This window comes from Faecalibacterium sp. I4-1-79, assembly GCF_023347235.1.
In the GTDB taxonomy this organism is placed as follows: Bacteria; Bacillota; Clostridia; order Oscillospirales; family Ruminococcaceae; genus Faecalibacterium; species Faecalibacterium tardum.
Window position 1 is genome coordinate 803,706 of sequence record NZ_CP094467.1, and the last position, 22,661, is coordinate 826,366.

Below are 22,661 nucleotides of genomic sequence, written 5' to 3' on the forward strand. Positions count from 1 at the left end.
GTACTTTTTGGGAGCCAGAGCGTATTATCGCACACGAGATATACGAAACGTAAACACAAGCGCGGCAGCTGTAAACTAAAAACCAACGCAGCAGCGCACAACAACCTCCGCCGCACGGGAAAAATCTGCCAAAAGCTGGCAAAGTATTTTCCCCCGCGTAATCCACCGAAAACGTGCGATTTTTGGGGGAGAGACAGCAAAAACCGGACAGCCCGCGGGCTGCCCGGTTTTTGCGTATCCTTTTATTTCTTAACCGCCCGCAGGATGCGGTTGGCGATGTACTTATGCCCGCTCACGGTGGGGTGGGCATCGGTGGCGGTCATGGCAAAGGGGATGGGCACATAGGTCACGTTCTCGTTCTGGGCGGCAAGGCTCTTGCCAAGGGCGTTCAGCCGCCGGAACAGCTGCGTCCACTCCGGCAGTAGAGGCACGGGGTTGGTGTAGCCTACAAGGATGATCTGCGCGTCCGGGTTCAGCGCCCGCAGCTGGGCCACCACCTGCGGCATGTTGACGGCGGCGTCCTGATACGCCTGCTCGCAGATAGCGTCGGTGCCGCCGCCCAGCAAAAGCTGGGTAGTGGCTTTGCGCTCCTCGCGGGTAAGCCGCAGGCGGGAAAGGCCGCTGTTCAGCCGCTGCAAATTCTCAAAGCTGGGGGTACGCAGCACGCCGCTGACGAGGGTGGCTACCAGCTGCTCGCTTTTCCAGTTGGTGGCGTTGCCCAGCGCCACAAGGGCGGGTACCAGCGCATCGTTGGAGCCGACCTGCACGCTGATGATATCCGCACGCCGGATATAGTCCAGCATCTGGGGGTAGACGTAGTAGGTGCCCGCCTGCTGGTTCATCTGGGGCATTGCACCGGTGCGCAGCATATCCACAAGGTCGCCGGTGGTCAGCCCGGGCAGGCCGAGATCGATGGCGTGCTGACGGTCCAGTCCAAGCCCCTTGCCCACCAGCGAAACATAGCACTGCTCCGGGTAACCCTCAAAGTTTGCGGCCACGTCCATGCCGATGGCGGCTTCGGTGTACTTGAAATCCGGCAGACCTACGCCGGAAACGATGCTGTCGCCCAGCGCCACATAGGTGCGCTGAGGGTCAGCAGCAGGGGGTTCTGCGTCTGGGGCGGGCTGGGCAGTCTCCGCTGTCGGGGACGGAACATCCGCAGGGGCGGTCTGCACCTGCGCGGCGGGGGCATCCTCCGGCGGTAGGGCATCGGGCTGCTGGGCGAAGGCGGGCACAGCCAGCAGCACCAGCGCAGCGGCGCTGCACAGCCATGCGGCAAAACGGGGATGGTTCATGGATGGTCCCTTCTTTCTCAAGGGAAGGCGGGTTTACCCCAGCTCCTCTTCCAGTTTGCGGTAGTCGGCCTTGCCGGCGGGGGTCATGGGCATTTCGGCGATGATCTTATAGGCCGAGGATGCGGGCTGCACATACTCCGGCAGCTCCTCGCGGCACAGCTGGCGCAGCTCCCGCAGGATCTGGCGCTTTTTGCCGGTGGCGGCAGGGTCCAGCACCACAAAAACGAAGGGCAGACGTCCCTGGGTGTGGTCGGTATCGGCGCAGCCCACCACGCAGCACTGCTGCACGGCAGGGTGGCGGCTGATGACGTTTTCGATCATGGAGGGGAACACCTTGAAGCCGTCGTGCCGGATGATGATGCGCTTGATGCGGGCATCCAGATACACAAAGCCGTCCTCGTCCATGGAACCGATATCGCCGGTGTGCGCCCACAGCTGGCCGTCGGCGTGGCGGCGCAGCAGATAGGCGGTCTCCTCGGGCTTGTTGTAGTAGCCCTTCATGGCGGTGGGGGTGCAGATGCAGATCTCGCCGCGCTGACCGATGGGCAGCTCGGTCTCGGTGCCCGGCTCGAAAATGGAGACCACCGTGTTGACCATGGGGATGCCCACGCTGCCGGGCTTTGTCACGTTACCGGCGGCAATGGTAGCTGCCGAGGATACCTCGGTCATGCCATAGCCCTTTGCCAGCGGGTACTCCACCCCGTGGGCTTTGAGGAACTGGTTCACCGTCTGCTCCGCGCCCAGCGAGAGGGAGTCGCCGCCGGCGGCGTAGTTGCGGATGAAGGAGAGGTCTTTGTTTTTCAGCAGCGGGTCAGCAGCCAGCTGCTGGTAGTGGGTGGGCACGCCGAACATGTGCGCGGGCTTGTACTTCCACACCAGCGCGCCCAGCTTTTCCGGGTCCAGATTAGGGATGATGATGATATGCAGCCCCATGACCAGCGGCATGTGGATGCCGCAGCTGTAACCGTAGGCGATGAAGGGCGGCATCACGTTCAGCATCTTCTGTCCGCGATGGAACAGGCGGCTCTGGGCGGCAAACTCCTGCGCAAGGGCGTTGAAGCAGTAGTCGGTCAGCATAACGCCCTTGGGCGAGCCGGTAGTGCCGCCGGTGTGCACCACCACGCAGGTGTGCTGAGGGTCGTAGGGCACGGCGGCGGGGCTGTGCCCCTTGCCTGCGGCGATAAAGTCCTTCCAGCGCAGCACGTTGGAGGCGTAGCGGTTTTTATCCGGGTTGGTCAGCTTGTAGCCCACGGCCTTGGCCAGCGGCAGGCTGTCGGCGGGGCTGAGCACCACCACCCGCTCCACGCTGGTGCGCTTTGCAGCCTGATGGCAGCGGGGGTACACCACGTTCAGGCAGATGAGCAGGCGGGACTCCACCTCCTCGATGTACTCCCGGATGCCCTCAGTGCTGTACCGGGGGTCCACCAGATTCAGGGTAGCGCCCAGCAGGTCGGCGGCGTAGAAGGCGTAGACCACCTCCGGGGTCATCACGCTGACCACCGTGATGATATCGCCCTTTTTCACCCCCAGCGCCTGCAGGGCGGCGGCGGTCTTTTTGACCTGCACGATCAGGTCGGCATAGCTGAACTTGCGTCCGTAGTATTCCAGCGCGGTGTCGCCCAGATGCCGCTCGTTGTTGCGGCAGACCAGCTCAAAGGCCGAGCACTCCGGCACGGTCTGGTGGATGTACTTTTCCTCATAATACTTCAGCCAAGGCTTTGCCTTGGAGGCATAGACCGGCTGCTTGGTGGTTTCCGTCATAGGATCAAAACCTTTCTTCACTTTTTTCTTCTTTTCTCTTTTCAGGTCTGCTGCCCGGCGCAGCGTCTGCGGCAGACAAAAAAGGCAGCTTGCCATAGTGGAAAGCTGCCGGGATGCTGCTGCATCAGAGAAGGCAAAACCTCTCATTCAATATTGTAGTAGAACCGCAGGGGAAAGTCAATAAACAAACCGTGCAACCGTGAAAAAGGGAAAGGGGCTGTTGCAAAATAAAAATGCGATAGCAACTTGCACAAAGAAATAGTGCAAAAACAGAAACCCGGAACCCTTTTTGAGTCGTTTTGACCCTGAAAAGGTTCCGGGTTTTGTGCATGATTTTTTCAGAGAGCTATTTTGCAACAGCCCCTTTTGACTACTTATTCATTTTTGGACTGGTTTTGCTTCGCTTCTTTATATGTATGGTACATCATAAGCCTTGCGTCCGGGTCTGCACCACCCGCAAGCAATTCCTCTTTGGTTTTTGTTTTCGGCTGACTCTTTTTGCCGCAGCCAGTTATACCAATCACCGCCGAAACCAGCAAGGTACTGCCGATACCTTAAAAAAACTCCGGCGGCTGACATTTCGTTCGTCCATCGTTTTATAACGTTACGACCACAGCTTTGCGTCCGCCATGATGAGCGCACCATCATTGCCATCCGGACCCTCGCCGATGGAATTTCCTGTATGGACATACACTTCCAATTTGATATATTCTGCGTCCGCAATATTTGCTTCAAAGTCGATTACCGAAGATTTTTTCTTCACGAACTCCGAAGTTGCTACAAGCTTATCATCTGCATACACTTTAATATAAGCGTTTCCGTCCTTATTCATCAGCTTGTGCGGTGCCAGCTTCATGGTCAGCTTCTTATATTTTTTGGATACACGATACTCTGCAAAACCGTACCCATATCCATTCGAGGTATAACTCTTCAAGAAATCCCACTCGGATCCGTTCGAAAATGCACAAACCATATAGTTGACCGCTTTGGAGTAACTGTTTCCGGAGACATCCTCTGGTTCTACGCCGTTGTTCCATTCCAAATGTCCGGTGAACGCATCCAGCGATGCCAATGAAACCGAGCCATCGCCTTTATTCTGTTCCGGCCCAGGCACCGGGCCACAACCCGTCAAAGCACCCGCTGCGCCCACAAGAGCCGCCGCACCCATAACCTGCAAAAACTTTCTGCGCTCCATTTTTTTCATCGTACTGCCTCCTTGTTATTAATTATGTCCTCCAAACGTTCCCATGCATTTTTTTGCATAGTATACACTTATATTATAGAGCAATACCGCTGATTGTCAAGGTAGTTGTCGGAAAATTCTAGCAATTCAACTTTATAATGCAACAGCAACTATTTATGCGCAAAGCGAACGCGGCGCGCATTTCAAATCGTCCCGCTCCCGGCAAGCCACTTTTCCGCCTCGGCGTCATTGCACAGCACCCAATGGCGCGGGCGCAATTCCCGCCACGCGGGGGGCGCGGCGGTGTAGTCGTGCATGGCGGGGTCGTAGACCAGCAGCTGCTTTTCCCGCTCCCGGCGCGGGTCCGGCATGGGAATGGCGGACAGCAGGCTGCGGGTGTAGGGGTGCAGCGGGTGGGTGACCAGCTCCTCGGCGTCCGCCAGCTCCAGAATATTGCCCTTGCGGATGACGGCAATGCGGTCGGAAATATAACGCATCACCGAAAGGTCGTGGGCGATGAACAGGTAGGTGATGCCGTGCTGTTTTTGCAGCTGGCGCAGCAGGTTGAGCACCTGCGCCCGGATGGACATATCCAGTGCGCTGATGGGCTCGTCCGCCACGATGAACTCCGGCTCTACGATCAGCGCCCGGGCAATGCCGATGCGCTGGCGCTGCCCGCCGGAAAATTCGTGGGGGAAGCGGGAAGCAAACTCCGGCAGCAGACCTACGTCCAACAGCGCCTGCCGCACCTTCGCCTCCCGCTGCGCGGCGCTCAGCTCCGGGCGCACGTTCTGCAAGCCCTCGCCCACGATGTAGCTTACCTTGGAGCGCTCGTTCAGGGAGGATTGCGGGTCCTGAAAGATCATCTGAATTTCCCGGGTGAGCTGCTTATCCAGCGCGCGGGGAATTTTGCCGTTGATGCGTTGACCTTTGTATAAAATTTCGCCGCCGGTGGTGGGCAAAATGCGCAGGATGGCGCGGCCGATGGTGGTCTTGCCGGAGCCGCTCTCGCCCACAAGGCCGAAGGTCTCGCCCTTATAGATGGTAAAGCTGGCGTTCTGCACCGCAGCGTAAGCTTTGCGCCCGCTGCCGTAGGTCACCTGCAAATTTTTTACTTCCAGTAACGGCTCTGCCATATCACAGCCCCTCCTTTTGCAGCTTTTTCACCGCAGCGGGCGGCTCGATGTGGGGCGCACGAGGGTCCAGCAGCCATGTGCGCGCCTTGTGGGTGGGCGATACCGCAAAGTAGGGCGGCCGCTTGACAAAATCGATCTTGAGCGCCTGCGGGTTGCGGGGCGCAAAGGCGTCGCCGTGGATCTCGGCAAACAGGTTGGGCGGCGTGCCCGGGATGCTGAACAAATCCTCGCCCTTCACGCCCATCTGGGGCATACTGGACAGCAGCGCCCATGTGTAGGGGTGGCGGGGGTCGTAGTAAATTTCGTCTGCTGTGCCAATTTCCACGATGTCGCCCGCGTACATCACCGCCACCCGGTCTGCAAGGTTTGCCACCACGCCAAGGTCGTGGGTGATGAGCACGATGGTCAGGTGGTATTTTTCCCGCATCTGCCGCAGCAGCTGTAAAATTTGCGCCTGAATGGTCACATCCAGCGCGGTGGTGGGCTCGTCGCAGAGCAGTATTTTGGGGTTGCACGCCAGCGCAATGGCAATGACCACCCGCTGCCGCATGCCGCCGGAGAACTCGTGGGGGTACTGCTTATACCGCAGCGCAGGGTCGGAGATGCCCACGTCCCGCAGGTATTCCAGCGTCTTTTCCCGCGCAGCAGCGCCCTTTAAGCCCTGATGCAGGGTGACGGCCTCGGTGATCTGCTCGCCGATGGTCTTGAGCGGGTTCAGGCTGGTCATGGGGTCCTGCATCACCATGGCAATCTCCCGCCCGCGGACGGTGAGCCACTCTTTTTCAGTCTTGAGCGCCGCAAGGTGCAGCGGGGTGCAGCCGGGGGTGGGGTAGTAGTCGATGCTGCCGCCGGTGATGCTGCCGTTCGCGTCCAGAAGGCCCATAAAGCTTTTGGTGAACACACTTTTGCCGGAGCCGCTCTCGCCCACAAGGGCCAGCACCTCGCCCCGGTAAAGGTCGAGGTCGATGTCCCGGATGGCGTGCAGGGTGCGCCCGCGCAGCCCGAACCGGATCTGCAAGCCGCGCACCGAGAGGATGGGGTCTTGGGTCATGGGATATCCTCCTTATTGCAGATGGTTCTTGGGGTCGGCAGCGTCCGAGAAGGCGTTGCCGATCAGGTAAAAGGCGATGGTGACAAAGCTTAAAATCAGGGTGGGGTACAGCAGCTGATACCGCAGCCCGGCCTGCATCATCACCTTGCGGCCGTCGTTCACCAGATTGCCCAGCGAGGGCGTTTCCACCGAGAGCCCAAGGCCGATATAGGTGATGAACACCTCGTTGCCGATGGCTTCCGGGATGGTCAGCGCCATGCGCAGCATGATGACCGAAACCAGATACGGCAGCAGGTTGCGCAGCACGATGCGCAGCGTGGGCGTGCCGATGCAGCGGGAGGCGATGTTATAGTCCCGGTCGCGGATAATTAAAATCTGATTGCGGATGAACCGCGCCATCTCGATCCACCCTTTGATGGACATACCAAGGATCATCGTCCAGATGCTGGGGGTAGCCACATAGGAGATCAGGATCAGCACGATGGCGGTGGGGATGTTATCGAAGATGTTGTACAGCTCGGTGAACACAAAGTCCAGCCCGCGCACATAGCCCCACAGCACACCGGCGGTAATGCCTACGGCAGCCTCGATGACCGCCACGAAAAAGGCGATGGTCAGGCTGGTGCGCGCGCCCGCCCAGATGCGCGCCCACAGGTCCTGCCCGATGGAGTTGGAGCCCCAGAGAAAGCCCTGCTGCCCCGGGGCGATGTTGCGGTACTGGATGCCGGTGGCGGGGTCTACGGCGCAAAGGTTGGGGTCTGCCTGCCCGGGCAGCAGCGGCTGCACAAAGGCGAACACCACCACCGCCGCCAGCGCTGCCAGCAGCGCCACGGCAAGCTTATTTTTGAAAAAGGCACGGAAGGTGCTGCCCCAGTAGCTGTAACTGGTGCTGGCAGTGGCTTCGGCCTGCTGGCTGCTGAACCCGGCGGGGGTGAAAAGCTCCTCCTCCGGCAGGGTTGCCCACGCGGCGGGGCCGTCCTTTTGCAGGGTGTTCAGCTGCGCTTCCAGCTGACGGGAACACGCACGTTTGAACATCAGCGGCCACCTTCCTTCTTGCCAAAATTGATGCGGGGGTCAATGAGCACCATCAGGATATCGCCCAGTATCAGCCCCACGATGCCCACGCAGGCGTACAGCAGCACGATGCCCTGCACCATGGTATTGTCGTGGCGCTGCACACAGGTGACCAGCAGCCCGCCCATGCCGGGGATGCTGTACAGGCTTTCGATGTAAATGGAGCCCACCACGGTATTGAGAAATGCCGAGGGGATATACTGCACCAGCGGCACCATGGCGTTGCGGAACACATGATGCAGCGCGATATCCCGCCCGCACACGCCCTTGGCGCGGGCAAGGCGAACGTAGTCCTTGTTGCTTTCGTCCACCATGTAGCGGCGCAGCCACATGGCGTAAAAGGCAAGGTTTGCAAGGCTCATGCTGCACACCGGCAGCACCCAGTACCGCCAGTTTGCGGCGTTGAACAAAAGTCCCACGCCCACCGCCGCCGTGCCGTACATCTGGATGTACAAAAAGTACACCGCAGCGGGCACAGCCTGTATCAGCACGATGAGCGCCGTGCCCAGCTTATCCGGCCAGCGGCCCTTGTACTGCCCCATCACAAGCCCCAGCGGGATGCCCAGCACAAGGCTGAGCAGCATGGCCAGCACGCCCATCTGCACAGAGATGGGCAGCTTTTGCGCTAAAATCTGGGTGACCGGAGCGTTCACCTTATAGATATGGCTCACCCCAAGGTCGCCGTGCAAAGCGTTTCTCCAAAAGCGCCCCACCTGCACCGGCAGGGGGTCAAGCAGCCCCATAGATTGCAGCCCGGCCTGAATCTGCGCCTCGGACATTTTTTCGTAGTTTGCAAAGTAGCCTTCCACCGGCATGAGCCGCAGCAGGCAGAACACCAGCGTCACGATGATAAACAGCGTCAGCACCGAGCGCCCGATGCGCTTTGCAAGATATTGCACCATGGTGTGCACCTCTCTTTTTACTTGAAATATCGATAGATATAGCATACCGCAAATTGCCCTTTTTGGGAAGTGCTTTGTGGGCTTTTGCGGGAAAATGAGAAGAGGGACGATTTTGAATGCGCTCCGCTTCACGGGGAAAGCTTCTGCTTGCCGCAAGCGTGCAAAGACGCTCCGCTGGGCCAGAGGCAGGGAGGGGTGTTCCGACTCCCCCCTCCCTACCTCTGGACTCCACCCACCCCGCAACAGGTCAAGGGCTGCACGCCCTTGACAATCCTAAAGAAGAAGTCGAAGCACAAAAAAGCTAGCGCTGCGCCAGTCGGCGCTATCGCTTTAACGCTTTTTTCGCTTCTCCATTTATAGCCCCTCAGTCGCTGCGCGACAGCTCCCCCCGGGGGAGCGAGCACGCCCGGAAACTTTGCCGCCATTGCTGAAGCCTTCCCCCGGTCGGGGGAAGGTGGCGCGTAGCGCCGGATGAGGGCGCAGACTGGCAGTGCTTTCCCGCAGCGCCGCCGCTTCCGCAGGAAGCAGGCGCTGCAAATGCCGTTTTCCTTCACGACCCCTCCCGTGAAAATGCAAAGCCGGAGCGTCCGCAGACGCTCCGGCTTTGCTCTATTAAAAATATTCTTTCCGCTATTTATGCGCAGAGCAACGCGGAGCGCATTTGAATCGTTTTACCGTGCATCCCGGTTGGCGTTATACTCGTCCATGGAAACGTAGTGGTCGAGGATATGGATGCCCTTCAGGCGGTTCGAGGAAAAGCCGGTGGGGGCGTACTGTCCCTCCCACAGGTTCAGCCGGGTGGCAATGTAGGGCGGAACCGGCAGGCTGAGCGGGATGACCAGCGCATTCTCGATGAGGTACGCCTCGGCATCGGCAAAGGCGGCGTACCGGGCGTCGAGGTCAGCGGTGATGGCCTTGGCCTTTTCTACCATGTCCATGTAGGTCATGACATAGTCGGCGGTCTCGCCGGTGATGATGCCGTCCTCTACGCCGGTGCGCAGAAAGGCATAGCAGGTGCCCCGGTCGCCCGCTTCCTGATAGAAGGGGTACACTTCGGTCTCGGGGTCGGAGTAGTCCGCGCCCCAGTAGTAGGACATGAACTCGTAGGCACCCGCGCGGCGCACTGCGTTCAAAAAGTTATCCGACGGCCCCTGCGTGATGATAATATCCACAAAGTCAAAGCCGTCGTTCAGTACGCCCTCTACCTGCTGCTTGAACACCTGACACTGCTTGTCCCAGTCCACCACGGCGGGGTTGTAGGGGTACTGCACCTTAATGGGGAAGGTAGCCCCCGCAGCGGTCAGCTCCTGCACGGCGGCGTCGCGGTACTGCTTGGCGGTGGCTTCGTTGAAGTGGTCGGTCACCTTGGCAAGCGCGCCGCATTCGGTGTAGTCCACGCCCTTGCTGTCCGCGCAGAAGGAGGGCGGGGTGATGGTGTGCAGCTTGTAGTTTTCGTACCCTTCCGGCGCAGTGACCGCCAGCGTAACGGCGGGGTTGATGGCGTAGAGGAACGCCTTGCGGAAGTTGGTGCTGTTCACCGCCTTGGCCCAGTTGTCCGGCTGGTACTGGGCATCCACGCCGGTGGTGTTCCAGTTGGGGAACTGGTGGGCGTAGGGCAGGAAGTTGAAGAAATAAAAGTAGCTCTTGCCGGTCTCCGGGCGATCCATGGACACCATATCCTTGGTGGTATCGTCTGCCAGCCAGCTGTCCAGAATATCCGAGCTGATGGTGGCCTGATCGATCTCGCCGCGCCGCACCATCTCCGGGCCGCTGATGAGCGCCTCCTGATTGTAGATGTAGCGGATGGTGTCGATGTAAACATTGTCCTTATCGTAGTTTTCGGGGTTTTTCTTCATCACCCAGCTTTCCAGCGGGGTGTACTCTGCCAGATAGAACGCACCGCAGTTGCAGGCGGTCTCGGCGCTGGTGCAGAACTGGTCGCCCAGCTCCGCCAGCATGGGGCCGTAGGCAGGCTCAAAGGGGGCGTAGTTCAAAAGGCTCAAAAAGCCCGGGAAGTCGTAGTTCAAAGTATAGGTCAGGGTGTGCTCGTCCACAGCTGCCACGCCCACGGAGGAAAAATCCACAGCAGGGCAGGTGGTGGTGCTGCCGTCGGCGGCGGTCAGGGTCACGGTGCCTGCGGCGTCGATGGTGTAGGTGGTGCCGTCCTCGGCTACGGTGCCGTTGTTGGCGTTGTTGCGCCAGACGCAGTAGTTATAGTAGTCCTCAGCCCCGGCCACATAGGGGGTGACAAGGCTGGCGGTGCCGGAGGCGTAGTCCGGGTTCAGCAGATAGGCCAGCGCGTCCACAAAGTCCTGCGCGGTCACAGGGCCAAGCACCGCGCCAGTATAGTCCACCCAGTTCTCATCCCGCAGGTGGAAGGTCCATGTCAGGGTGTCGGCGTCCCACTCCCAGCTGGTGGCAAGGCCTTCGCGGATCTTACCACGGCTGTCGTACTCCACCAGCGTGTCCACGCAATGGGTGCCGTGGTACAGGTCCGGGTCGGCAGAGCAGATGAGATAATTCAGGGTGGCGGGCTGGCGGGCATACAGCACGGTGTAGGTGGCGCTGCCGTCACCGGCAGTGTCGCCCGCAGCGGAGCCGCCGCAGCTGCTCAGCAGCCCGGCAGCAGCGGTAGAAAGGGCTGCCGCACCGCCGGCCTTCAAAAACTGACGGCGGGAAAAAGCATGATGCATCATAAAAACCTCTTTCGCTCTTTGTAAAAAAAGAGGCAACGGAACCACATCCGTTACCTCTTTTGAACAGTCTGTCGGCTATTACTGGTAACTTTAAGTCCAGTATAGCATTGTTTGGGCGCAACGTCAAATAGTTTCCACTGGGCTGCCGGTCTGCGCCCTCTCAGGCGCTCCCTTTGGGAGAGCTGTCACCGCAGGTGACTGAGAGGGCGCAGCAAGGCTAATGGGTGTTGCCCCTCATCCGGCGCTGCGCGCCACCTTCCCCCGGCGGGTGAAGGCTTCAGCGGCGGCGGGAAAGTTCCCGGCAGCACCCAAAGGCTCCCCCTTGGGGGAGCTGGCGCGTTAGCGCCTGAAGGGGTGACCCCTCCCCGTGAAAATGCAATGCCGGAGCGTCCGCAGACGCTCCGGCATTGCTCTATTTAAAATAATTTTTCCGCTATTTATGCGCAAAGCAACGCGGAGCGCATTCCCAATCGTCCGGCTGTTACTCGGAGCGCGGCGCTTCGAGACTGGGTGCAGCAACGTTTGCAGGGGCTGCGCTCTGCCCGGCGGGGATGGTATCGGGCAGGGCAGTGGCGGCGGTCTCCGCAGTCTTTACGGCAGCTTCGGCGGCAGTTTCTGCCATAGCTTCCGCAGCGTTTTCCGCTGCCTTGGCGGCTTCCTCAGCGGCTTTGGCGGCACGCTCGGCCTTCAGCTGCTCGGCGCGCAGACGCGCTTCCTCCTGCCGCTTCTGGGTGCGCGCCTTGATGCGGCACACCGAGCACAGACCCTCGGCGCTGTCCGGGGCAATGGGCTTGCCGCACTGCTTGCACAGGGTCTTGGTGCACTTGTGCAGCACCACGGGGCCAAGGGTGGTAAGCTGGTACAGCTTCATGCCGTCAAAGCCCTTGTTGGAGCACACGTTCATGCACACGCCGCACTCGCTGCACTTCCACGGGGTAAGCACCATGCGGGTCTGACCGTTTGGCATCTCCTCAAACTTCAAAGCGTTGGCGCGGCAGGCTTTTTCGCACCGGCCGCAGCCAAAGCAGTTGTCGGTGAATTTGGGCATATAGTAGCCGTACTGCAGGGGCGTTTCCATGGCGGCTTTCAGCTGCTTTGTGCGCTGGTGCAGCAGCAGACGGAAGTCCACCCCGCTGTCCTCCTCGCTGCGCAGACCGGGCAGCATTTGCAGCAGCTTTTTGGTGCCGCTCTTGGAGCCGTGGCTCACCTGTTCCAGCATCTCGCGGCGGGTCAGCTCCTGCACATGGTAGGGGTACTCCTTTTCCTCATAAGCCAGCGAGAACCGCGCTTCGAACATCGGCTGACCGAAAAAGTCCACAAGGCGGGTCAGCTCCTTACGCAGCTGCTCGGCGCAAAGGTCGTTCTCGCACTGCCCGCAGGGGGTCAGGTCCAGCACGATCTTTTTGTTCAGCGCCAGATATGCCAGCGCCTCCCACGAAAGCGCACAGATGCAGCTGCGCACCACGGTGTTTTTGCGGGTGGATTTTTCACAGCCGATCCAGATGGTATCGCTGTCGGTGTCCGCCGCGGCGGTATCCCGCTGCACCTGCTCGGGCGAGGGGGCGATGCAGCCGCTGCGGCAGGCGGAAACGCACAGCCCGCAGTCGGTGCAGGGGTCCCAGTCCTTGACAAGGTTCGGGCGGGTAAAGATCTCCTCGCCGTATGGGCAGATGTCCTTGCAGGTCGTGCAGGGCTTGCGGTGGGGGTGCAGGTTCCAGCACTGGCGGCGGTTGATCTCGGGATGGCTGGTCTTCATCAGGGCATCCATTGCAGTTCTGGTAAAAAAGCCCATGGTCTTACTCCTTTTCCACAACAGAGGTAAGGGCAGCGTGGTCGAGCAGGAAACGCTGCACCTTCTGGTTGGTCACGGCGGCGGCGATGGCGTCCCGGCTCAGCACCTTGCGGATCTCTTCTTCCGGGGTGTCGTGCAGCTTGGAAAGGCGGGCGATCTCGGCGTCCACCTCCTGCTGGGTCACGGTGATCTTTTCAGCTTCGGCGATGGCGCGCACTGCCAGCATTGCCCGCAGCTGTCGCTCGGCTTCCTTGCGGTAGCCCTCCCGCACCTGCTCCGGGGTCAGCCCGGCGCTCTTGCAGTAGAGCTCCATGGTCATCTGGCTCTTGCGCAGCCGCTGGCGCAGCTGGGTCATCTGGTATTCGGCGTTCTGTGCCAGCAGCTCTGCGGGCAGTTCCACGGTCAGGTTCGCGCCTGCCATATCCAGCAGCGCCGCCCCGGCAATGCGGTCGGCGTTGGCTTCGTGGGACAGGCGTTTTTTCTCCCGCAGGCTCTCCCGCAGGGCTTCCAAGTCCGCAAAGCCCTGTGCCTTGGCAAAGGCATCGTCCACCGGGGGCACCTGCTTGCGCTCTACCGTGTGCAGGCAGATCTCAAACTGCGCCGTCTTGCCGGAAAGCTCCGGCACCCGGAAGTCGGCGGGGTAGGTGAAGTCGAAGCGGAAAGTCTCGCCCGCGCAGTGGCCGTACACCGCTTCCTCAGCGGCGGGCATCAGCTGCCCGGTGCCCAGCACCACGGTCACCTTTTCCATCCGGCTGTCCGGGATGGGCGCACCCTCCAGAAAGCCCTCGAAATCCAGCGTGACGCGCATCCCGCGGGCGGCGGGCGCGTCAGTCGGCACAAAGGGCGCGTGGACCCGCGCCAGATTGCCGATATCCGCTTCTACGGCCTTTTCCGATACCGGGCGCACCCGGCGGGTGAAGGCAAGCCCCTTGTACTGCCCTAAGGCGGCAGCGGGCATGGTGTTTGCAGTCTGTTCCATAGTCGAACACTCCTTTTTATAAAAGCGGCGTTACAGCCCGCGGGCGGCCAGCCAGCTTTCTGCGATCTGGGAGAACATCTCCGGGTACTGGGCATCTTCTTCTTTAAAGGCGCTCAGGTAGTACTCCACCTCGGCGCGGGTGGGGCTTGCGGTGCGCCGCCATATCGTAAAGGTGGTGCCGTTGCCCATATCAAAGGTGGCTTCCTGTGTAAAGTACTCGTCCCGCACCGCAAGGAACCTCTCGTTCAGCTTGTGGGACATCTCGCCGCTGCCCACAAAGGTCTGGGGGAAGGGGTCGGCGGTAAGGACGTACTTTGCCTCAAAGAACTGCATGGGGAAGTTGTGGGTGCCCGGCACCGAGAAACCGAAGGCCAGCTTATCGTTGATGGGCATTTCGGGCAGAAGGCAGTTCTTGAAGTGATCCGGGCAGTACAGCATATCGTGGGGGATCATGTAGCTGAGCTCACCCTCGGCGCAGTGGGTGTCGATCCAGTTGGCAATGGCCTTGATCTGCGGCAGATCCTTGCGGTCGTAGATCAGCTTGTCCAGCCGGACGAACTCCGACGCCGCCTTGAGGGGGAAGTGATCCACCAGAAAGCCCGGCAGGGCAATGGTGGTCAGGGGAGAGCAGCGCACCGAGGTGGCAAACACCAGCGTGAACACCCAGAACACGACCTTTGCCGCCCGGAAGCGGCTGATGCCCTCGGCCAGCGCCGCGGCGCCCAGCAAAAACAGGAGAAACCACCCCGGGAGGAACAGCAGCATCTGGTGGGAGCCGGTGTTCTGGATGCGGGTGAACAGCAGCATGCTCAGAAGGATCTCCAGCCCGGCAAGGCAGGGCAGCGCGGGCATTTTGCGCTTTTTCAGGCTGAACCACAGCCCCATGCCCACGAGCACAAGGTTCATCAGACCCATGCGGAAGAAATGCAGCGAGATCTCGGCCACAAAGCCGCCGCCGTTATAGTAGGAATAGCGCTCGGCGTAGCTGTAAGCGAGGATGCGGCTGACCATCGGCCACAGCAGGATCAGCATGGCCACCATGCTCATCAGGCCGAACAGCACGAGGTTGCGCACCTGCAAAAGCGCCTGCTTTTTCTGCCCGGCGCGGGCAGTGCGCGCGCTGCTTACCAGCACCAGCACCGCGTAGGCAAAGTAGTAGCCCACCACAAAGTATAAGTACCACCGGCGGGAAAGGATGATGGCTGCCGTGGCAAGGAACAACAGGCAAAAGCGCACCGGCTCCAGCTTTTCAAACCGGAAGTCCAGCGTGAGCAGCAGGATGCTGAAGGCGAAGATGAGGCCGAACCAGTCCGGCTGGCTGAGCATGGCGCTCATGCGCAGCCACGGGTAGGTGACCATCCAGGTCATGCCGATGAGGAAGTACCAGAAGCGGTTTTTCACCCGCAGCATCTGCCCCACCTTGATGGTAAGCCCTGCCAGCAGCACCAGCAGCATGGGCAGGATGCTGAACACCTGACAGAAGGCAAAGCTGTCGCCGGTGCGGTCACTCAGGCAGAAGGGAAAATCCAGAAACAGGGTGATGAAGTTGGTGTAGTCCTCGGCAAGGGAGCCGAAGATGTACTGGAAACCCGCCGCCGGGCTTTGCAAAAAGGCGGCCTCGGCGCCGTACTGTTTGTTGATATAGTTGACGTAATCCCAGATATACACAAAGCTGCGGCGGTTCAACGCCCAGAAAAAGTAGACCAGCGACGCCGCCCACAGGCCGACGAGCACCGCTTTGTGGAAGAGGTCAAATTTGATCCCCGCCACCCGCAGCACCAGCAGCACACAGGCAAACAGCACTAAGTTGCACCACAGGCTCACCAGCGGAAAAAAGAACTTACTGCCGGGCGCAGCCAGCGCAAAAACGGCCAGCAGCACCGCCGCTGCAGCCAGCACCAGCGCAGTTTTCGCCGCAGCGGAAACGCGGGGCTTTGTAATGGGTTCGGTCATGGAACAAGACCCTCCTTGCAAAGTTTCATACCTTACAGTATAACAACTCCCCGGGGCACTGTCCAGCACCCCGGCGGCGAAAAATGCAGAATGTCCCGCCGCTTTCAAAGCAGACGGGACATTTTTGCATAAATATTACTTGTCGGAAACTTCCGCAGTAGCCTTTGCAGCCTTTGCCGCCTTGCGCTTTTGCGCCAGCGCCCTGTTGGCGCTCAGGCGGGCGGCGTCCGGGTTCGGGGCTTCCGGGGTAAGCCGCAGCAGATAGCTGCCCATGGCGGGCAGGTCCAGCGTCAGGGTGTAGTCCCTGCCGAACACGCCGCCGTCGGTGGTGTGGAAGTTCTGCTTGCGGTGCGCCTTGTGCACGCCGCCCCAAGTGCCGGCCTCGGTGTCCAGCACCAGCTCTGCGCTGCAGGGGAATTTAAGGTACAGGGGGAACTTTTTGTGGGCGTGGTCCTGCGTGTTCATCACGCAGAGCAGGTTCTGCCCGCGCCCCTTGCGCAGCCATGCGTACACGCCCTCGGCGCAGCTTTCGTTGGCCACCCACTCAAAGCAGTCCGGGTTGTACTCGCCGTCATACAAAGCAGGCTCGGAGGCGTAGATGCGGCACAGGGCAGCAAAGTACTTCTGGAAGGCATCGTGGAAGGGGTATTCCAGCAAATTCCAGTCCAGCTCCCGCTTTTCGTCCCACTCCCGGAAGTGTGCCAGCTCGTTGCCCATAAAGTTCAGCTTTTTGCCGGGATGGGTATACATATAAAAATACAGGGTGCGCAGCTGGGCGCATTTTTCCGCGTAGCTGCCCCACAGCTTATCAATGATGGTTTTTTTGCCGTGCACCACCTCATCGTGGCTCAGCGCCAGCAGATACAGCTCGTTGTAGAAGTAGTGCATACTGAACAGCAGCTTGCCGTAGCAGCCCGGGCGCTCGCCGAAGGGGGTGGCAAAGTAGTCCAGCGTGTCGTGCATCCAGCCCATGTCCCACTTGTAGTCAAAGCCCACGCCCTCGTAGCGGGTGGGGGCGGTCACCTTGAGGAAGTTGGTGGAGTCCTCCGCCATGTAGATGCCGGTGGGCCAGCGCTCGTTCAGGCCGTGGTTCAGGCTGCGCAAAAAGTTCACCGCGCCCTGATTTACGCCGCGGTTGGGGTCGCCCTGCCAGTACAGCGCCCGGGAGATGGCGTCCATGCGGATGCCGTCGCAGTGGTAGACGTCCATCCACAGCCCGGCGGCGCTGCTCAGAAAGCTGCACACCTCCCGGCGGTAGTAGTTGAAGTTGCAGGTGCCCCACTCGCTCTGTCCCACGTCGCTGTCGTACTCGTACAGGTAGGTGCCGTCAAACTTTGCCAGAGCATCGGCGTTGGCGGCAAAGTGCACCGGCACAAAGTCCATGATGACGCCAATGCCCATGCGGTGACAGGCGTTGACAAAGCCCGCAAACTGGGCGGGGGTGCCGTAGCGGCTGGTCACCGAGAAGTAGCCGGTGGTCTGGTAGCCCCAGCTGCCGTCAAAGGGATGCTCTGCCAGCGGCAGCAGCTCCACATGGGTAAAGTGGTGCTCCAGCAGCCACGGGATCAGCTCCCGCGCCAGCTCCTCGTAGTTGTACCACCCGTCCGAGCCGTCCGGCTTGCTTGCGCCGGGCTTGTGCTTCCAGCTGCCGACGTGCAGCTCGTAGATGTTCAGCGGGCGGTTGCGGCATTTGTCCCGCCGCTCCATCCACGCGGTGTCGTCAAAGGTGAAATCCAGCTTTGTCAGCTTGCTGGCGGTGCCGGGGCGCAGCTCGGTGGCAAAGGCGTAGGGGTCGCTGCGCATCACGGTGCTGCCGTCCGCGCCATGCACGCGGTATTTGTACAGATCCCCCTCCGCAAGGCCGGGGATAAAGGCGCTCCACACGCCGGTATCGGCTTTTTCCATGGGCACACCACGCTCCCAGCCGTCAAAGCCGCCGCACACCTCCACGGCGGTGGCACCGGGTGCCCACACGGCAAAACGCCAGCCCTCGGCGCCGTTCGGGTCGGTGCAGGGGTGCGCACCCAGAATGCGGTAGGCATCGAAGCAGTCGCCACTGAAAAACGTGCGGGGGATCACAGGGTAATTCATGCAAAGATCTCCTTACTTCTCTATGTTGACCGGCGGTGTGCGCCGGTTGGTACAAAGCTATTTGGGCAAACTATCCAAGAGAAACGGCTGTTTACCGGCATGATAGCCGATAATCTTAGCGAATCTTGACAAAAATCGGCAAATTTTCACATATTTGCCAAATCTTGTGGTATACTGTTGCTACCGCCGTGCAAGCGGCGCAACTTTTTAAGCAATAGAACGGGAGCGAACGATCATGGCTTGGTATGACGAAGCAGTATTTTATCACATTTATCCGCTGGGGCTGTGCGGCTGTGCGCACGAAAACGACGGCCAGCCCACCCCGGGCGCTTTTGCAAAGCTGGAAGCATGGGCAGCCCACGCGGCAAAGCTGGGCTGTACAGCCATCTACATCGGCCCGCTGTTCGAAAGCGGCTCCCACGGCTATGATACCATCGACTACCGTCTGGTGGACCGCCGCCTTGGCACCAACGAGGAGTTCAAGGCCTTTGTGGCAGCCTGCCACGCCCGCGGGCAGCGGGTCATCGTGGACGGCGTGTTCAACCATGTGGGCCGCGATTTCTTCGCGTTCCAGGACCTGAAGGCAAACCGCGAGAACGCCCGCTATAAGGACTGGTTCTGCGATGTGAACTTCTGGGGCAACAACGAGTATAACGATGGCTTTAGCTACGGCAACTGGGGCGGCTACAACCTGCTGGTCAAGCTGAACCAGCGCAACCCGGAGGTGCAGCAGTACCATTATGATACCGTCCGCTTCTGGGTGGAGCAGTTCGACATCGACGGCATCCGTCTGGACGCAGCCGATGTGCTGGATTTCGACTTCATGCGGGGGCTGCGCCGTCTGGCAAACGAGGTAAAGCCGGAGTTCTGGCTGATGGGCGAGGTCATCCACGGCGATTACAGCCGCTGGGCAAACCCGGAAATGCTGCACTCGGTCACCAACTACGAGCTGCACAAGGGCTTGTGGAGCGGACACAACGACCATAACTATTTTGAAATTGCCCACACCATGCGCCGGCTGCAGGGGCTGTGCCACGACACCCGGCTGTATCTCTTCTCGGATAACCACGACGTGGAGCGCCTGCCCAACAAGCTGCGCAACCGGGAGCACATCCGGCATATCGCCATTCTGGTGTACAGCCTGTGGGGCATTCCGTCCATCTACTACGGCTCGGAGTTCGGCATCGAGGGCAAAAAGGAGTGGGGCAGCGACTGGCCGCTGCGCCCCTGCTTGGAGCTCAGTGACTACGCTGATGCAGAACATACAAATCCTGTTACCAGTGTATACAAAGCGCTGGGAAAATGCAAGGCTGAGTTGCCGGAAATGACCTACGGCGAGGTAAAGGAATTGCAACTCACCACTCAGTGCTACGCCTTTGCCCGGGTGCTGGACGGCAAGGCGGTTGTGGCGGTGCTGAACAACGGCGATACCCCCGCACAGCTGGAGTTCCAGCTGCCGGTGGAAACCGCCAAGGTCACCGACCTGCTGGCGGATACTGTGGGCGCGCAGGAGGTGCTGGTCTCTACCGAGTGGAACCGCATGAAGGTGCAGCTGCCCTCCAATTACGCCACCCTGCTGAGATTGGAATAAAGCAATGCCTGCGGCGTGACCGGAGCGAAAGCCTTTACCCTTTGGGGATAGGTTTCCCCCTTTCGGGGGGAAGCCTTTGTTCAGAAAGCTGAGATTGGAATAACCTTGCACATTGCGCTGCGTTTTGCTACAATAAGGAGAGAAAAGTCGTTTTACGGAAAGGAAGCCTGACCCTCTATGAATGCAGCACAGCGCAGAGAACGCATCCTGACCCGGCTGAACAGCGCCGGTGCCCCCTTAAGCGCCAGCACGCTGGCGGCAGAACTGGGGGTGTCGCGGCAGATCGTGGTAGGGGATGTGGCGCTGCTGCGCGCCGGTGGGGCGCAGATCGATGCCACCCCCCGGGGCTACCAGCTGCACCCGGCGGAAAAGGGCTATACCGGCATTCTGGCCTGTGTGCACCGCACGCAGGAGGAGATGCGCCGGGAACTGTACACCGTGGTGGATCAGGGCGGCACGGTGGTGGATGTGGCGGTGGAAAACAGCCTGTACGGCGAGATTCGCGCCACCCTGAACCTGTGCAACCGGTACGACGTGGACAACTTTATCCGTCAGGCAGCCGATGCGCCTGAAAGCCTTTTGAGCCGCATGACCGGCGGCGTGCACCTGCACACTTTGCGCTGCCCGGACAAGGACACCTTTGCCCGCATCCGCGATGCTTTGGAGCAGCAGGGGCTTTTGTACCGCAAGGAGTGACCCTGCTCCGCTTATACCCAGTATAAAAAGGCTTGCGGGGCTTGTCTATCCGCAAAACCGGAAAAATGTTGGAAAATCAACAAAAAAGCAAAAGAGGTGGGTTTTCTGGATATCCGCATTGAAAAGACCGAGCGCGCCATCAAAGAAGCCTTTATGGAGCTGCGCCGTGAAAAACCGGTGGAGAAGATCCGTGTCAAGGAGCTGTGCGACCGCGCCTGTATCAATAAATCCACATTTTACGCCCATTATCAGGATATCTATGCGCTGGCCAACGCCATGGAGGACGAGATGGTGCACGCGGTGGTGGAAAGTCTGCCCCGCCTGACCGCCAGCGATGTGAGCGAGCGCACCGAGTGGCTTGCGCGGGAGATGTTCCGCGCCTTTGCCGAGCATCAAGAAGAGATCAGCGTGCTGTTCTCCGGCTCCCGGCAGGGGCTGTTCATCAACCGGGTGGAACAGGCCATGTGCCAGTGCATCGCCCAGACAGACCCCACTTTTGAGGCGGACGTAGTGCGCAAGGTGGTGCTTTCCTTCTGTGTACAGGGGTGTTACTACACCTTTACCAGCTACTGCGGTCAGATGGACGAAAAACGCCTTGTGACCCTGCTTGCCTCCATCGCCCGCGCCGCGCAGCGGATACGGATGTAATGCGGGACGATCAAAAATGGCCGCCGCTTGTGCTTTGGCCATCTTTAGAGGAATAATTATTTTTACTTCGGGATAGCGGAGCGTCTGCGGACGCTCCGCTATCCCATTTTCACAGGGCAGGGACGTAACCGAAAACGGGCAGTTGCGCCCCGCCCATAAAAATACAAAGTCGGGCAGTCTGCGGGCTGTCCGATTTTTTGTTTTCACGGGGGGAGACACACCTTGACAAAACCACCAAAAAATAAGACGAAAATTCGTCATCTGCACTTTTTTACCAGAATTTTTAAGAAAGAGTTTACACTATGCCGGAAACAGTGGTATTATATAAAATAGTATATCATGGCGTAAAATGCGCCTGCGTACGCCGGGAGGGTATAGATCAGGATGAAGAACAAGATCTCGCGCCGCAGCTTTCTGGCGGCGGCTGCGGTCTCGGCAGCGGCACTGGTTGTGTCCGGCTGTGATGCAAAAACGAGCAAAAAAGCAGTGACCGACATCACGGTGTGGAACTACTACAACGGCGACCAGCTGGAAAGCTTCAACCGCCTTGTGAGCACCTTCAACGAGACCATCGGCAAGGAAAAGGGCATCCGGGTGTCCAGCTCCAGTCAGGGCACGGTGAACGATCTGGAAGCCAACGTGATGGACGCTGCCGAGGGCAAGGTGGGCTCTGCGGAGATGCCCACCATTTTTGCCGCCTACGCGGATACCGCTTATAAACTGGATCAGATGGGCATGGTGGTGGACCTGAAGGACTACCTGACCGAGGATGAAAAGGCCGCCTTTGTGCCCGGCTATATCACCGAGGGCGATTTTGACGGCAGCGGCAGCATAAAAATTTTTCCGGTGGCAAAATCCACCGAGCTGATGTTCTTTAACGATACCGACTGGCAGCGGTTCGCAAAGGAGACCTTTGTGCGTTACGGTGCTCTTTCCACCATGGAGGGCGTGACGGCGGTGGCCGAGCAGTACTATAACTGGTCCGGCGGCAAGGCGCTGTTTGGTCGGGACGCGATGGCAAACTATATGATTGTGGGCGCAAAGCAGCTGGGCTGCGAAATTTTTGAAGTGCACAACGGCAAAATGACCCTGCACTTTGACCATGATGTGGTGCGCAAACTGTGGGATAACTACTATGTGCCCTTCGTCAAGGGGTATTTTGCTGCGAATGGCCGCTTCCGCAGCGATGACGTAAAAACCGGCGCACTGCTGGGCTGTGTAGGCTCCTGTGCCAGCGCTACCTTTTTCCCGAAGCAGGTGATGCCCGGGGATAACCAAGTCCACGATATCGAGATGAAGGTACTGCCTGCGCCCCGGTTTGCCGGGAGCGAAAAGGTGGCGGTGCAGCAGGGAGCCGGCATGGTGGTCACCACCGGCACCGAGGCCGAGATCAACGGCGCAGTCACCTTTTTAAAGTGGTTCACCGAGCCGCAGAATAACATCGCTTTCGCGGTGGAGTCGGGCTATCTGCCGGTGACCACTGCCGCCAACGACATGGACGCCATCCGTGCAAGCGGGCTGGAGCTGACCGACAATATGGAGCAGACCCTTTCCGGCGCGGTGAAAACGGTGCGCGAAAACGAGCTGTACACCCCTACGGCCTTTGCAGGCGGCAATGCAGTCCGCAAGATACTGGAATACAGCATCGGCGATCAGGCCAGTGCCGACCGGGACACGGTGCTGGAACGCATCGCCGCAGGCCAGAGCGCGGAAGCAGCCATGGCAGAATTTTTGACCGACGACTATTTTGAGGCGTGGTATCAGGCCACCCTTGCACAGTTACAGCAGTACGAGGGCTGACCGCCCGCAAAAA

Annotated in this window: 17 protein-coding genes; 5 read left to right on the plus strand and 12 right to left on the minus strand. The window is 59.7% G+C overall.

Annotation, left to right across the window (positions count from 1 at the left end):
• Positions 1-242: 242 nt before the first annotated feature.
• Both MTP36_RS03920 and MTP36_RS03925 read right to left on the minus strand, forming a co-directional pair.
• Entirely contained in the window at positions 243-1,295 is a 1,053-nt protein-coding gene (locus MTP36_RS03920; protein ID WP_249253679.1) for an SGNH/GDSL hydrolase family protein, read from the minus strand.
• Positions 1,296-1,328: 33 nt separating this feature from the next.
• Entirely contained in the window at positions 1,329-3,203 is a 1,875-nt protein-coding gene (locus tag MTP36_RS03925) for a class I adenylate-forming enzyme family protein (RefSeq protein WP_249253681.1), read from the minus strand.
• Between the two features lie 152 nt (positions 3,204-3,355).
• On the opposite strand from MTP36_RS03925, the gene MTP36_RS03930 reads away from it, so the two are divergent.
• Positions 3,356-3,658 carry a hypothetical protein gene (locus tag MTP36_RS03930; protein WP_249253682.1) on the plus strand — a complete coding sequence of 101 codons (303 nt, stop codon included), beginning with the start codon at positions 3,356-3,358 and terminating at the stop codon, positions 3,656-3,658.
• A 2-nt stretch (positions 3,659-3,660) separates the two neighbouring features.
• Here MTP36_RS03930 and MTP36_RS03935 read toward each other — a convergent pair whose 3' ends face one another.
• The 10 genes from MTP36_RS03935 to glgB form a co-directional block, all read right to left on the minus strand.
• Positions 3,661-4,260, minus strand: coding sequence for an NPCBM/NEW2 domain-containing protein (locus tag MTP36_RS03935; RefSeq protein WP_249253684.1), 600 nt, complete (start codon positions 4,258-4,260; stop codon positions 3,661-3,663).
• Positions 4,261-4,442: 182 nt separating this feature from the next.
• Positions 4,443-5,375, minus strand: coding sequence for an ATP-binding cassette domain-containing protein (locus tag MTP36_RS03940; protein ID WP_249253686.1), 933 nt, complete (start codon positions 5,373-5,375; stop codon positions 4,443-4,445).
• A 1-nt stretch (position 5,376) separates the two neighbouring features.
• Positions 5,377-6,426 (minus strand): ABC transporter ATP-binding protein, encoded by a 1,050-nt coding sequence (locus MTP36_RS03945; protein ID WP_249253688.1) that lies wholly within the window; start codon positions 6,424-6,426, stop codon positions 5,377-5,379.
• A 12-nt stretch (positions 6,427-6,438) separates the two neighbouring features.
• Positions 6,439-7,461: an ABC transporter permease gene (locus tag MTP36_RS03950; protein ID WP_249253690.1), complete on the minus strand. Its 1,023-nt coding sequence runs from the start codon at positions 7,459-7,461 to the stop codon at positions 6,439-6,441.
• Complete coding sequence (locus tag MTP36_RS03955) at positions 7,461-8,402, minus strand: ABC transporter permease (RefSeq protein ID WP_249253692.1); 942 nt, start codon at positions 8,400-8,402, stop codon at positions 7,461-7,463. Before MTP36_RS03955 ends, MTP36_RS03950 begins: the two co-directional genes overlap by 1 nt.
• 671 nt (positions 8,403-9,073) lie before the next feature.
• On the minus strand, positions 9,074-11,098 hold the full coding sequence (locus MTP36_RS03960) for an ABC transporter substrate-binding protein (protein WP_249253694.1): 2,025 nt from the start codon (positions 11,096-11,098) through the stop codon (positions 9,074-9,076).
• A 481-nt stretch (positions 11,099-11,579) separates the two neighbouring features.
• On the minus strand, positions 11,580-12,890 hold the full coding sequence (locus MTP36_RS03965) for a 4Fe-4S dicluster domain-containing protein (RefSeq protein WP_249253696.1): 1,311 nt from the start codon (positions 12,888-12,890) through the stop codon (positions 11,580-11,582).
• Between the two features lie 4 nt (positions 12,891-12,894).
• Positions 12,895-13,869 carry a trigger factor gene (tig, locus tag MTP36_RS03970; protein WP_249253698.1) on the minus strand — a complete coding sequence of 325 codons (975 nt, stop codon included), beginning with the start codon at positions 13,867-13,869 and terminating at the stop codon, positions 12,895-12,897.
• A 30-nt stretch (positions 13,870-13,899) separates the two neighbouring features.
• The gene (locus MTP36_RS03975; RefSeq protein ID WP_249253700.1) at positions 13,900-15,822 is read right to left on the minus strand and encodes a hypothetical protein; all 1,923 of its coding nucleotides are present in this window, start codon (positions 15,820-15,822) and stop codon (positions 13,900-13,902) included.
• 135 nt (positions 15,823-15,957) lie between these two features.
• Complete coding sequence (gene glgB / locus MTP36_RS03980; protein ID WP_249253702.1) at positions 15,958-17,913, minus strand: 1,4-alpha-glucan branching protein GlgB; 1,956 nt, start codon at positions 17,911-17,913, stop codon at positions 15,958-15,960.
• A gap of 235 nt (positions 17,914-18,148) precedes the next feature.
• Here glgB and MTP36_RS03985 point away from each other — a divergent pair, with 235 nt between their 5' ends.
• From MTP36_RS03985 to MTP36_RS04000, 4 genes are all read left to right on the plus strand, one after another.
• A complete protein-coding gene (locus MTP36_RS03985) occupies positions 18,149-19,504 on the plus strand; it encodes an alpha-amylase family glycosyl hydrolase (protein ID WP_249253704.1) in 1,356 nt (451 codons plus the stop codon).
• Between the two features lie 177 nt (positions 19,505-19,681).
• Positions 19,682-20,200, plus strand: a complete 519-nt coding sequence (locus tag MTP36_RS03990; protein WP_097778648.1) for a transcription repressor NadR — start codon at positions 19,682-19,684, stop codon at positions 20,198-20,200.
• Positions 20,201-20,296: 96 nt separating this feature from the next.
• On the plus strand, positions 20,297-20,848 hold the full coding sequence (locus MTP36_RS03995) for a TetR/AcrR family transcriptional regulator (RefSeq protein WP_249253706.1): 552 nt from the start codon (positions 20,297-20,299) through the stop codon (positions 20,846-20,848).
• 384 nt (positions 20,849-21,232) lie between these two features.
• Entirely contained in the window at positions 21,233-22,648 is a 1,416-nt protein-coding gene (locus MTP36_RS04000) for an extracellular solute-binding protein (RefSeq protein WP_249253707.1), read from the plus strand.
• Positions 22,649-22,661: the final 13 nt, after the last annotated feature.